Origin of the sequence: Pseudomonas yamanorum (assembly GCF_900105735.1) — a bacterium.
In the GTDB taxonomy this organism is placed as follows: Bacteria; Pseudomonadota; Gammaproteobacteria; order Pseudomonadales; family Pseudomonadaceae; genus Aquipseudomonas; species Aquipseudomonas yamanorum.
The window spans coordinates 896,061-907,966 of the sequence record NZ_LT629793.1 but is presented as its reverse complement, the minus strand read 5'-3'; the positions used below and the strand labels follow the sequence as shown (position 1 = coordinate 907,966).

The 11,906-nt window shown below is 63.7% G+C and carries 9 protein-coding genes; all 9 read left to right on the top strand.

The window, feature by feature from the left end; translation table 11 throughout:
* Positions 1-16 precede the first annotated feature (16 nt).
* The 9 genes from BLU46_RS04435 (at position 17) to BLU46_RS04395 (ending at position 11,891) form a co-directional block, all read left to right on the top strand.
* Positions 17-532, top strand: a complete 516-nt coding sequence (locus tag BLU46_RS04435; RefSeq protein ID WP_157721263.1) for a GNAT family N-acetyltransferase — start codon at positions 17-19, stop codon at positions 530-532.
* Positions 533-1,521: 989 nt separating this feature from the next.
* On the top strand, positions 1,522-3,183 hold the full coding sequence (locus tag BLU46_RS04430; RefSeq protein WP_093199025.1) for an ABC transporter substrate-binding protein: 1,662 nt from the start codon (positions 1,522-1,524) through the stop codon (positions 3,181-3,183).
* On the top strand, positions 3,180-4,160 hold the full coding sequence (locus BLU46_RS04425; protein WP_093199022.1) for an ABC transporter permease: 981 nt from the start codon (positions 3,180-3,182) through the stop codon (positions 4,158-4,160). The genes BLU46_RS04430 and BLU46_RS04425 overlap by 4 nt, the downstream gene beginning before the upstream one ends.
* On the top strand, positions 4,157-5,020 hold the full coding sequence (locus tag BLU46_RS04420) for an ABC transporter permease (protein ID WP_076016009.1): 864 nt from the start codon (positions 4,157-4,159) through the stop codon (positions 5,018-5,020). Before BLU46_RS04425 ends, BLU46_RS04420 begins: the two co-directional genes overlap by 4 nt.
* Complete coding sequence (locus BLU46_RS04415; RefSeq protein WP_093199019.1) at positions 5,017-6,732, top strand: dipeptide ABC transporter ATP-binding protein; 1,716 nt, start codon at positions 5,017-5,019, stop codon at positions 6,730-6,732. The genes BLU46_RS04420 and BLU46_RS04415 overlap by 4 nt, the downstream gene beginning before the upstream one ends.
* Positions 6,733-6,752: 20 nt before the next feature.
* Positions 6,753-7,961, top strand: a complete 1,209-nt coding sequence (locus tag BLU46_RS04410; protein WP_093199015.1) for an acyl-CoA dehydrogenase family protein — start codon at positions 6,753-6,755, stop codon at positions 7,959-7,961.
* On the top strand, positions 7,958-9,397 hold the full coding sequence (locus BLU46_RS04405; RefSeq protein WP_093199012.1) for an MFS transporter: 1,440 nt from the start codon (positions 7,958-7,960) through the stop codon (positions 9,395-9,397). The genes BLU46_RS04410 and BLU46_RS04405 overlap by 4 nt, the downstream gene beginning before the upstream one ends.
* Positions 9,397-9,909 (top strand): GNAT family N-acetyltransferase, encoded by a 513-nt coding sequence (locus BLU46_RS04400; RefSeq protein WP_093199009.1) that lies wholly within the window; start codon positions 9,397-9,399, stop codon positions 9,907-9,909. Before BLU46_RS04405 ends, BLU46_RS04400 begins: the two co-directional genes overlap by 1 nt.
* Positions 9,910-10,085: 176 nt before the next feature.
* Positions 10,086-11,891 (top strand): ABC transporter ATP-binding protein, encoded by a 1,806-nt coding sequence (locus BLU46_RS04395; RefSeq protein ID WP_093199006.1) that lies wholly within the window; start codon positions 10,086-10,088, stop codon positions 11,889-11,891.
* Positions 11,892-11,906: the final 15 nt, after the last annotated feature.

Genomic DNA, 11,906 nt, shown 5'->3' with positions numbered 1-11,906 from the left:
TTTCAGGGCTGCCAGGGTGGAAGATGCGCCGCGGTTGGCGCACATTCATTTGCAGACCTGGCAGGCTGCGTACCGGGAGATTTTGTCCGAGCGTTTTCTTGCTGACCTGAACAGCGGGGTGTCACAGCGCACGGCGTTTCTGGCCCAGGCCATAGGTGGTGGCACCTTGTCGGTGTGGGTGGTGGAGTTGGACGGGGAGCTCGTGGCGTGGGCGTCGTTTGGTAGCAGTCGGGATGTGGATGCGCCGCCGGTTACTGGAGAACTGCGTGCGCTTAATCTGTTGCCTGGGATCTGGGGGCAGGGGATTGGTACGCGGCTTTGGGGGCGGGTTCGGGAGCAGTTGATCGAGGCCGGTTTTATCAGTGCGACCGTTTGGGTGGTGCAGGGGAATCGGCGTGCTCTGGGTTTCTATCGGGCGCTTGGGTTTGTGGCTGAACCGCATACGGCTAAGACTGTGGTGGAACATGATGAGCCGTTGCCGTTGGTGCGATATCGGGTGCAGCTTAAGGTTTTTGTGGGAAATGAAGTTTGAGTACATATCCGTTATTTAGGTAACGGCGGCTTATGGTTCCGCTCTTACAGCGGGTCACTTTTGGCAAACGCCCGGAATGCCGGCCCAGCCAAAAGTAACCAAAAGGTCTTTGCCCCACCACTCGGTGCCTCGCCTAGGCTCGGCATGCCCGCACTCCGGCCCGGTTCCGCGGGCCGCCGCGACGGGCCATCCATGGCCCGGCGCGGCTAAATCGGCATCCCTGCCGATTTAGCCGCTCCACCGTGCCTACTTGCGGCCATCGTGGTTGACGGGGCCTGCAGATCAAAATCAAAAGCAGATCAAAAGCAGAGCACAGCGGCCTACCGGCCGGCTTGAGAGTGGTGAAGCAAAAGCCAAATCAAAAGCTAAAGCGGGCACGGTCAAATGTGGGAGCTGGCTTGCCTGCGATGGCATCAACTGGGTGTACCTGATGCACCGAGGTGTTTGCATCGCAGGCAAGCCAGCTCCCACAGAAAAGCAGCTCTGCTTTCGCTCTGGCCTTTGATCTGGCTTCTAACACTCAAGCCGGCCGGTAGGCCGCTGTGCTCTTGCTTTTGATCTTGATTTTGATCTTAGGCGCCCCGTTAAACCACGCTGGCCGAACGCAGGCTTTGGAGCGTGGGTAACCTGGCAGGACGCCAGGTTAGCCGTCCTGGGCCATGGATGGCCTATGACGGCGGCCCACGGTCCAAAGCCGGAGTGAGGGCACACCGAGCCTGGGCGAGGTGCCGAGTGGTGGGGCAAGAGCGTTTTGCTTACTTTTGCGCTTTTCAAAAGTGAGCCGCTGTAAGAGCGGAACCAATAGCGGCCGTTACCGCAGCAACGGATATGTATTCCCCCCAAGGCCAGATGTTGCCTGGCCAACAGTTGCCGCACACATTGTCGTTTTCAGCCATCACCTAAACCCCCAATGCCCCCTGTTTACGGCCCCAAAAACCCGGCATGCCTTGTGCAATGACCCAGTTCCCGGACTTTAGGCCTCAGTCATCATGCAAGAACCCGCCCCTTACCCGCGACGATCAACCCCGTTGCTTCTCATCGGCACCGCCACACTCTGCAGCCTGCTGCTCGGCTGCGGCCAAAGCAGCTCCACCGTCACCCGCAGTGACCAACCAGTAAAGGGCGGCACCCTGATCTACGCCACCGACCGCGAACCCACCTGCCTCGACCCCCACGTGGCCGGCGACATGCCCCAGGTGTTCGTCGCCCAGCAATACCTCGACTCCCTGGTCTCAATGGACACCGACGGCCGCATCGGCCCCTGGCTCGCCAAGACCTGGGAAGTCTCCCCCGACGGCCTGACCTACACCTTCCACCTGCGCAACGACGTGCACTTCACCGACGGCACCCCGTTCAACGCCGCCGCGGTCAAGGCCAACCTCGACCACATGGCCAACCCCAAGACCCAATCCAGCACCGCAGGCGGCTACATCCGCCAATACCGCAGCACCGACGTGCTCGACGAATACACCGCAGTGGTGCACCTCGCCACGCCTTACGCCGCGTTCCTGGAAGTGTTGGCCCAAGGCTTCCTCGGCATCGAGTCCCCCACCGCACTGCTGCGCTCCCGCGACGTGAACTGCGAAAGCCCGGTCGGCAGCGGCCCGTTCAAGGTCGTGCGCTGGGACCGCCAAAGCCAGGTCGAACTGGTGCGCAACCCCGACTACAACTGGGCCCCACCCACCGCCAAACACCAAGGCCCGGCCTGGCTCGACCGGATCGTCTGGAAGTTCATCCAGGAACCTTCCGTGCGCTTCGCCTCCTTGCAGGCCGGCGAGGTCGACGTAATCGAAGCCTTGCCCCCCGAATCCCACGAGGCCGCGCGACGCAATCCGGACCTGACCCTGGTGATCGCCCAACGCCCCGGCAACCCCACCAACGGCACGCTGAACATCACCCGTGCGCCGTTCGATGACGTGCGGGTGCGCGAAGCCTTCGTGCGCAGTTCCGACATCGAGGGCGCGTTGAAGAGCGTGTACTTCAATGAGTTCCCCCGCGCCGGTGGGCCGTTGAGCCCGGCCACGCGCTTCTACAGCCCGGAATTCCAGCACGCCCAGGATTACGACCCGGCCCGTGCCGCGCAGTTGCTCGACCAGGCCGGCTGGACCCAGCGCGACAGCGACGGCTATCGCACCAAGGACGGCAAGCGCTTGCAAGTCCACGTGGTGATGGGCAACCGCACGCCACCGTCGGAATACACCTTGTGGGAGCAGGTGCAGGCCACCACCCGGCAGGTCGGCTTCGAGCTGATCGTCGACCAGATGAGTGACGTGCAGGCCACCAAGCGCCAGGCCGACTGGGACTACGACATTCGCCTCGGCTACTGGAACACCAACACCGCCGACGTGCTGCGGATCATCTTTGGCAGCGAGTTCATCCGTCCGGCAGGCGTCGGGGGTTATCACCAGAACACCGCAGGCTTCAGTGATCCGGCCTTCGACACGCTGATCCAGCAGGCCCTCACCACCCAGGACAGCGAGCAGCGCCGGGCCCTGTATTACCAGGCGCAGAAAATCGCTTCCAGCCAGTACCTGCAACTGACCACCTACCCGCAAAGCACGCGGCTGGGTATCTACAAGACCACCCAGGGCGTGCGGCTGGAGCCGTCGCTGGCGGTGACGTATCTCTATGACGCATGGGTGAATAAATGAGCAGTCCATCACTTGCCAACCCTCGCCACGAGCGCCTGGCCCGGCTCGGCAAACGTGCGCTGTGGCGTCTTGCCGGCGGGGTGCTGGTGCTCTGGGCGGTGGCCACGCTGACTTTCTTTGCTTTGCGCCTGATGCCCGGTGATCCGGTGCTGGCGATCCTCGGCGGCCCGAGTGGCAATCCCACTGCTGAAACCATCGCTGAAGCCACTCGCGAATACGGTCTCGACAAGCCTCTGGCGGTGCAATATGCGCTGTACCTCGGGCGGTTGGTGCAAGGTGACCTGGGGGTTTCCTATTCCCAGCACCTGCCGGTGACCCGCGTCCTCGCCGAGCAATCCTGGCCGACCCTGGAACTGACCCTGACCTCTCTCGCACTCGCCTGGGTCCTGGTGCTGGCGCTGACGGTGCTGACGGCGGGGCGCCGACGCTGGGTGGCCAGCCTGGCTTCCCTCGCCGAAACCCTGGCCGCCGCGTTGCCGCACTTCTGGCTGGGGATTCTGTTGCTGGCGGTGTTTGCGTTCGGCCTGCGGCTGTTCCCGCCGGCGGGCAGTGATGGCTGGCGCACCCTGGTGCTGCCGTCGTTCGCCCTGGCGATTCCGCTGGCCGGGTTTATCGCCCAGGTCACCCGCGAATCCCTGGACCTGACCCTCGACCAACCCTTCATCCTGACCGCCCGCACCCGTGGCCTGAGTGACTTCAACGTGCGCTTCAAACACGCGTTGCGCCACGCCGTGTTGCCGGGCATCTCGCTGTCGGGTTGGGCCATCGGCGCGCTGATCAGCGGCGCCGTGGTGATCGAAGTGATCTTTTCCCGCAAGGGCCTCGGCCGCCAGTTGTACCAGGCGGTGCAGGCACAGGACCTGCCGCTGACCATCGGCATCAGCCTGGTGGTCGCCGCCGGTTACGTGCTCGCCAATATTCTGGTCGACCTGCTGTACCTGTGGGTCGACCCTCGCCAACAGGAGCTTCCAGCATGAGCGGCCTGACCCTGGAAACACCGCTGCCCGCGCTGCGGATTCAGCGCACCACTCGCACCCTGCGCCTCGGTCCGCTGTTGGCGATTACCTTTTTGCTGCTGGTGATTGTCGCGGCGCTGGTGCCACAGTTGTTCGCCTACAGCGACCCGCTGGCCATCGTACCCCGCGACGCATTTCATTCGCCGAGCCTGGCCCACTGGTTCGGCACCGATCAGTCGGGACGGGATATTTTTTCGCGGGTGATCTACGGCACTCGCCAGTCGTTGTTTATCGGCCTGGCAGCCACGGCGATTGCCATGAGCATCGCCATCGTTCTCGGTCTGCTGGGCGGCCTTGGCGGCGCGCGGGTGGACCGCGGCGTGGGTTGGTTGCTGGAAGTGCTGTTTGCGTTTCCGAGCCTGATCCTGGCGCTGCTGTTCGTGGCGATCTTCGGTAGCGGCATCGGCCCTCTGATTGTCGCCACTGGGCTTGGCAGTGCGCCGGGTTACGCAAGGATGGTCCGTGGCCAGGTGCTTGCGGTGCGTAACGCGGGCTATATCGAAGCTGCCCGGGCTCTTGGGCATCCGCCGCTGCGCATCATCCTGCGCCAGTTGCTGCCGAACGCCATGCGTCCGTTGATCGTGACCCTGACCATGGGCGTGGGCCAGGCGATTGTCTGGGCCTCGGCCCTGAGCTTTCTCGGCCTGGGCGCCCGCCCGCCGGCGCCGGAGTGGGGGACCATGTTGTCCATGGGCCGCGACTTTATCGCCAACGCCTGGTGGCTGACGTTCTTCCCCGGCCTGTTCATCGTACTCACCACCCTGTCGACCACGGTCACTGGCCGTTACCTGCAACAACGCCTGGAGGGCCGTCTTTCATGAGCGACCAGAAACGCTTGATCGTTGAAGGCCTGTCCATCGAGTTTGCCGGGCAGTCCGTCGTGCGCAATTTGTCTTTCACTCTGGAACCGGGCAAGACCCTGGCGCTGGTGGGTGAATCCGGTTCCGGCAAAAGCGTCACCGCCCGCAGCCTGATCGGCCTCGCAGGTGCTGGTGCCAGGGTTACCGCACGTACCTTGAGCTATGACGGGGTGGATTTGCTCAGCCTGTCGGAGCGGGGCTGGCGTCGTTTGCGTGGCAATGGCATCGGCTTTGTATTGCAGGACGCTCTGGTGTCCCTCGACCCGTTGCGGCCGGTGGGCAAGGAGATTCTCGAGGTGCTGGAGACCCATCGCTGGGGCGACCGTCGCAGCCGTGGCGAACGGGTCATCGAACTGCTGGACCTGGTGGGCGTACCCGAACCGCAACTGCGTGCCCGCCAGCGTCCCGATCAACTCTCCGGCGGCCTGCGCCAGCGTGCGCTGATTGCCAGTGCACTTGCGTTGAACCCCGGCCTGGTGATCGCCGATGAGCCCACCACGGCGCTGGATGCCACGGTGCAGGCGCAGATTCTGCAGGTGTTGCAGCAGATCAAGGCCCGTGGCGATTCGCTGCTGATCATCAGCCATGACCTGGCGGTGGTCGCGCAACTGGCGGATGAGGTGCTGGTGCTGCGGCACGGCGAAGTGGTGGAGCAGGGGCCGATGGATCAGGTGCTGCTCAACCCGCGCCACGCCTACACCCGCTCGTTGCTGGATGCGGTGCCCGCCGAGCATGCCCGTGGCACACGCCTGTCGCCGGAGCGCAGCAATGCTGTCGCGCAACCACGGCCTGGCGCGGATTCGCCGGTGCTGCTCAAGGCATCTGGCCTGGGCAAACGGTATGTCGGCCCCGATCAACAATCGCGCCAGGTGGTGGATAACGTCAGCTTCGAGCTGCGCGCCGGTCGCACCCTGGGCATCGTCGGTGAATCCGGCTCCGGCAAAACCACCGTGGCGCGCATCGCCCTCGGCTTGCTGCAACCGGATGCCGGCGAGGTGCGTTTTCTCGATCAGCCATGGGCAGCCACAGGCGCCGAACGGGTCGAGGAGAAGACCCGGCGCCTGCATCGCCGCGACATCAGCGTGATCTATCAGGACCCGCTGAGTTCGTTCGACCCGCGCTGGACGGTGGGGCAGTTCCTCAGTGATGCGTTGGACGTTGCCGGCATCGACGCCGAGCAACAGGCGGCCCGCGTGACACAGTTGCTCGACCAGGTACGGCTGGCGCCGCAATTGGCCGAGCGCCGACCGTTGCAACTGTCTGGCGGGCAGCGCCAGCGCGTGGCGATTGCCCGGGCGATTGCCAGCAACCCCAAGGTGATTATCTGTGACGAGCCGGTGTCGGCGCTGGATGTGTCGGTGCAGGCCCAGGTCCTGGATTTGCTGGCCGACCTGCAAGCCTCGCTGGGCCTGGCCTACCTGTTTATTTCCCACGACCTCGGGGTGATCCGCCACGTCAGCGACGAGGTGCTGGTGATGCGCCACGGCCAGGTAGTGGAAAGCGCCAGCGTCGAGACGTTGTTCGAATCCCCTCAACAGGAATACACCCAACGCTTGTTGGGCGCAGTGCCGCGCCTGCCCGGCAGCGGTACGCAGCTGGTGGTGCCGGCCCTGGAGCCGGAAAACCCCGGCTGGCTGTTTGATGAATCGCGCCTGTGGAAAATCGCCATCTAGACCTGAATCAAGGAAGTGCCATGAGCAAGTTGTCTGCTGTACCCACGCCGCCGGTTGTGACGGTGGCCGAACTGAACGCCCGTGCCGACCGCATCCTGCCGCAGATTGCCGCCGGCGCTGCGCAACGTGAGCGTGACCGCCAGCTGCCTTATGAGGCCGTGGCGCAGATCGCCAAGGCCGGGTTGTTTACCGTGCGGATTCCCAAGCGGTTTGGCGGCGCCGGTGGGACGGTCAAGGACGTGATCGCCTTGCTGATTCGCATCGCCTCGGCCGACTCCAACGTGGCCCAGGCCCTGCGTCCCGGTTTCGGGTTTGTCGAAGGCCTGCTGGCGTCCCGCGCCGAAGAGGCGGATGAGGAGCGTGAGCGCTGGTTCGAGCGCTACCTGCAAGGCGCCGTGATCGGCAATGCCGGTTGGGAAGTCGGTGGCGCCAACGGTTCCATCAGCGCGCGCATCGTGCGTGACGGCGAGCACTTTCGCGCTTCCGGCAGCAAGTACTACAGCACCGGTTCGTTGTATGCCGATTGGGTCAGCGCCGTTGCCCTGGACGAGAATGACCAGCCCGTATCGTTCATCCTGCCCCGCGACCGTCAGGGTTTGGAGTTGCTGGATGATTTCGACGCCATGGGCCAGCGCCTGACCGCCAGTGGCACCACCCACCTGCATGATGTGCAGGTGTTGGCCAGCGAGATCCGCACCCGCACCGTCGAGGAGGGCAAGCGCACGATTGTCACGCCGTTCCTGCAAGTGTTCCTCGCGGCGGTGCAGGCCGGTATTGCGCGCAATGCGCTGAACGACGCAGTGACCTTTGCCAAGGAGCATGCGCGGCCGATCAAGCACAGCAGCGCCACGCGTTCGGTGGACGACCCGTACGTGGAACTGAGCGTGGGCGACGTTTCGGCCCGGGCCTTTACCGCCGAAGCGGTGGTGCTGCACGCGGCGGACTCCATCGACCGCGCCTGGGCTGCGGATCTTGATGCGGTGGCCGTCGACCAGGCGGCAGTGGATGTGGCCCAGGCGCAATACATCGCGGCGGAGTCGGCACTCAAAGCCGCCGAGCTGGTGTTCGACGTCGGTGGCGCCTCCACCACTGGCCGCGCCCATAACCTGGATCGGCACTGGCGCAACGCGCGCACCGTGGCCAACCACAACCCCCGACACTGGAAAGCCGCGGCCGTGGGCGCCTGGCAACTCAAGGGCACGCCGCCACCGACCTCGGGGCTGTTTTGAACAAAGCCCTCGATCTTTCACACCCCTTGGGCGAGGTAGGCACCGGGCATGCGCGCCGGGTGCCGATGATCATCGGCTGTGCGCTGTTCATGGAACTGATCGACGCCACGGCAGTGCTCACCGCACTGCCGCAGATGGCCCAGGATTTCGGCGAGCCCAGCGTGCGCATGAACCTGGTGGTGTCGCTGTACCTGCTGGCGGTGGCGCTGTTCGTGCCGGTGAGCGGTTGGGCGGCCGACCGGTTCGGGCCGCGCCGGGTGTTTATCAGTGCCATCGTGCTGTTCACCCTGGCGTCGGTGGCCTGTGCCTGCTCGGGCTCGTTGCTGCAGTTGTCCCTGGCGCGTTTGGCCCAGGGGGCTTCGGGCGCGATGATGGTGCCGGTGGGACAGGTGATCCTGCTGCGCTGGTCGGCGCGGGAAAACCTGCTGCGCGCCATGTCGTACCTGACAGTCGCGGCGCTGGTGGGGCCGTTGCTGGGGCCGCCGTTGGGCGGGCTGCTGGTGACGGTGCTGTCGTGGCACTGGATCTTCCTGATCAACCTGCCGATCGGCGTGCTCGGGGTGATCCTGGTGCTGCGCTACATCCCGGACTATTCCGGGACGCCCGGCCAGCCATTGGACGTTCCCGGCCTGTTGCTCAGCGGTGTGGCATTGGGCGGGCTGGTGTTCGGCTTCGAGGTACTGGGCCACGGCCTGTTGCCGCGCCAGTGGGCGTTGCTGCTGATTGGCGGCGGGTTGTTGAGCGCCTGGCTGTATGTCCGGCATGCGCGGCGGACGGCGCACCCGTTGATCGATTTTTCATTGCTGAAAATACCCACCTTCGCGGTGAGCTTCTGGGGCGGCAACCTGATGCGCATCGGCAGTGCGTCACAGCCGTTTTTACTGGTGCTGCTGTTTCAGCTGTGTTTCGGGCTTAACCCGTTGCAGGCCGGGCTGCTGAGCGTGGCCGGTGGTGCAGGCGCGTTCCTGATGAAGATGCTGGCGGTACGGATCGTCAGTCGCTTCGGTTTCCGTCGCACCTTGATCAGCAATGCGGTGCTCACCGGTGCAACCCTCCTGGCGTGCAGCCTGTTCGAGGTATCAACACCTTACTGGCTTGTAATACTGGTGTTATTTGGCAGCGGGATCATTCGCTCGCTGCAATTCAGCACCCTCGGGGCATTGACCTATGCCGACGTGCCACCGGAGCAATCCAGCCGTGCCAGCAGCCTGTCGGCGATGACCATTCAACTGACCTTGAGTTTGTCGGTGGGCATCGCGGCGGGACTGCTCGGCTTGATCATGGCCGTGCGCGGGCATGCCACGGTCGAGCAGAGTGATATCGCCTGGATCATGGTGGGGGCCGGATTGCTGTGTGGATTATCGGGACTGGTTTATCGCAGGCTGTCGCCGCAGGCGGGCTCGGCGATTTATGCAAAACGCGTAGAGGGAATTTGATGATTCGGGCAGCACGTATCGAAGACGCGGGTGACATTGCCTGGGTGCACATTCGTAGTTGGCAGCAGGCTTATCGTGAGTTGATGCCTGCGGATTACCTGGCTTCGCTGGAGGCGACACAGCCTCGGCGTGAAGCCTTTTGGCGGCAGTCGATTGAGCAGGGGAACGAAGCCGTGTTTGTCGCGGAGGTCGGGGGGCGTGTGGTGGGCTGGATTGTCGTCAGCTCGAGCCGTGATGAGGATGTCGATCCCGGTAAAACCGGTGAAGTGCAGGCGCTGTATGTGCTGGCCGAGCACTGGGGAACCGGAGTGGGCAGGGCGCTGTGGCTCAGGGGCCTGCAACATCTCGCGAGCCTGGGGCTGGAGACGGCGACGTTGTGGGTACTGGCTGAAAACCGGCGGGCAGTGCGCTTTTACCAAAATGCAGGATGGATAGCGCAGGCCGAATCAAGCCGCACCCTTACTCGGGGCGGTTGTGAGCTGGAGGAAGTTCGCTATGTAAGAGCGAATTGAGATCGTTCCCACGCTCTGCGTGGGAATGCCGCTCTGGACGCTCTGCGTCCGCTCTTAAAATCGTGACGCAGAGCGTCACCGGATGCATTCCCACGCAGAGCGTGGGAACGATCACACTCACCATTTTTGCCTGAAAGCTGCGCGGCCACAGGCGTCATTCAGGAATGTCATTGGCCATGAGCTCGTCTTTTTCATTGTTTCGCACCTGGAATGTCCAACACTTGCCGTCGACGCCGGCGGCGTTTGTGCGGCATTTCATCGGTCATTTCAAAGGGTGGTACCTGGCGATCCTGCTGCTGCAGATTGCCGCCGTGGTGTGTTCGATCCTGATTCCCTGGGGCCTTGGGCAAATTACCCGCACCGTCAGCAATGGGCTGGAGGCGGAGCGTGCGTTCGAGGTGCTGCGCTGGCCGTTGACGCTGTTCGCCATACTGCTTGTGTGCGAGGTGTTATTTACCCGCGCGGCAGCGGGCTGCCATATCCACGTGTTGCCGTTGCAGCGGCGAACGGTGACCCACGTGGTATTCGCCTACCTGCAACAGCACTCCCACCGCTTTATCAGCAACGAGTTTGCCGGCGCCCTGGCGCACCGGGTATCCGAGGTGACCCTTGGGGTGAACCAGACTCTGAGCATCCTGCTGTTCGACCTGATCCCGCTGCTGGTGACGCTGAGCCTGGCCACGGCCTTGCTATGGACCGCTTCGCCGCTGCTGGCGCTGTTCATGGCCGGGTGGTCGGTGGTGTTCATCGCTATCTGTTACCTGCTCGCACGGCGCAGTCATCCGCTGGCCCAGCAGTATTCGGCAGCGCGCAGCACCAGTACCGGCAAAGTGGTGGACGCCGTGTCCAACCTGGCCAATATCCGCCTGTTTGCGCGGCATGCGTTCGAGCACAGTTACCTGGGCACCTTCCTCGACAAGGAGGTGACGGCGGCTTATCGCTCCCTCGGCTATATGGAGCGCATCCGCTGGTTCCAGACCAGCTGTGGCGTGGTGCTCAAGCTGGGCCTGTTGCTGCTCGCCCTGTACTTGTGGCGCAGTCACCGCATCGATATTGCGGCGTTTGTGATGTCCACCAGCCTGTCGTTGTTGATCATCAGTGACGTGGGCAACCTGTCGCGACGCTTTCTCGAATTCTTCGAAGCCACCGGCAATATCGCCAATGGCGTGCGCACCTTGATTCGCCCCCATGAAGTCATCGACCAACCCGGTGCCAAGGCGCTGCAGGTCAAGCGCGGCGATATTGAGTTTCGCGACGTCGGCTTCAGTTACAGCGCCGGCCGGCCGATTTTCGAACACCTGAATATCGTGATTCCCGCCGGCCAGAAAGTCGGCCTGGTGGGCGCTTCGGGTTCCGGCAAGTCGACGCTGCTGAGCCTGCTGCTACGTCTTTACGACGTGCAGCAAGGCCAGGTGCTGGTGGACGGCAAGGACGTACGCGACGTCACCCAGCATTCGCTGCACCAGCAGATCGGCCTGATTCCCCAGGAGCCGGGCTTGTTCCACCGCAGCATTCGCGAAAACATCCATTACGGCCGCCTGGATGCCTCGATGGACGAGGTCGCCGAGGCGATCCACCGCGCCGGCGCCAGTGAGTTTATCGACAGCATGGAACACGGCTACGAATCGTTGGTGGGCGAGCGTGGGGTCAAGTTGTCCGGCGGCCAGCGTCAGCGCATTGCGATTGCCCGGGTGTTGCTGAAGAACGCGCCGATCCTGGTGATGGACGAAGCCACTTCCAGTCTGGACTCGATCACCGAGCGCTTTATCCAGGACAAGCTCGACGAAATCATGGAGGACAAGACCGTGCTGGTGGTGGCGCATCGGCTGTCCACCGTGGCCCATCTGGACCGCATCCTGGTGTTCGACAATGGCCGGGTGATCGAGGACGGCAGCCACGAACAGTTGCTGCGCCAGGGCGGGCAATATGCGCGGTTGTGGAGTCGCCAGTTCAGTGATGCGCTGGATGAAGTCGCGCTGTGATCAGGCGGCGTACCG

Coding starts and splice junctions, on each gene's coding strand:
- BLU46_RS04430 (WP_093199025.1), top strand. CDS start 1,522: ATGCAAGAACCCGCCCCTTACCCGCGACGATCAACCCCGTTGCTTCTC.
- BLU46_RS04425 (WP_093199022.1), top strand. CDS start 3,180: ATGAGCAGTCCATCACTTGCCAACCCTCGCCACGAGCGCCTGGCCCGG.
- BLU46_RS04420 (WP_076016009.1), top strand. CDS start 4,157: ATGAGCGGCCTGACCCTGGAAACACCGCTGCCCGCGCTGCGGATTCAG.
- BLU46_RS04415 (WP_093199019.1), top strand. CDS start 5,017: ATGAGCGACCAGAAACGCTTGATCGTTGAAGGCCTGTCCATCGAGTTT.
- BLU46_RS04410 (WP_093199015.1), top strand. CDS start 6,753: ATGAGCAAGTTGTCTGCTGTACCCACGCCGCCGGTTGTGACGGTGGCC.
- BLU46_RS04400 (WP_093199009.1), top strand. CDS start 9,397: ATGATTCGGGCAGCACGTATCGAAGACGCGGGTGACATTGCCTGGGTG.
- BLU46_RS04395 (WP_093199006.1), top strand. CDS start 10,086: ATGAGCTCGTCTTTTTCATTGTTTCGCACCTGGAATGTCCAACACTTG.